1 protein-coding gene is annotated in these 265 nt (G+C 64.5%); it reads right to left on the bottom strand.

Translation table 11 applies throughout. From position 1 onward, the window contains the following. Positions 1-98, bottom strand: a 98-nt coding sequence (locus NLU14_RS22075) for an adenylyltransferase/cytidyltransferase family protein (RefSeq protein ID WP_275710648.1), incomplete at its 3' end; no start/stop codon positions are given. Positions 99-265: the final 167 nt, after the last annotated feature.

The raw sequence follows: 265 nt of genomic DNA, 5'->3' as shown, positions 1-265 counted from the left end.
AGCCGGTCGCACAGCTTCGCGCCGCGGCGGATGATGTCCATATGGCCGAGCGTGATCGGATCGAAGGTGCCGGGATAGACGCCGGTGCGCACAGTCATAGGTCCTTTCCTCCGTCGCGATGACGGCAAGAATAAGTCACCGGTCGCGTTCCAATGTGTAGCGCGCGATATCGCGCAGCAGATCGGCCTCGGGGCCATAGGGTTTCAGATGCGCGATCGCCTGCTCGACCAGCATCCGCGCCTGCTCCCGCGCACGGTCCATGCCG

The organism is Marinobacter iranensis (genome assembly GCF_029207565.1).
In the GTDB taxonomy this organism is placed as follows: domain Bacteria; phylum Pseudomonadota; class Gammaproteobacteria; order Pseudomonadales; family Oleiphilaceae; genus Marinobacter; species Marinobacter iranensis.
This window is presented reverse-complemented; position numbering and strand designations above follow the sequence as displayed.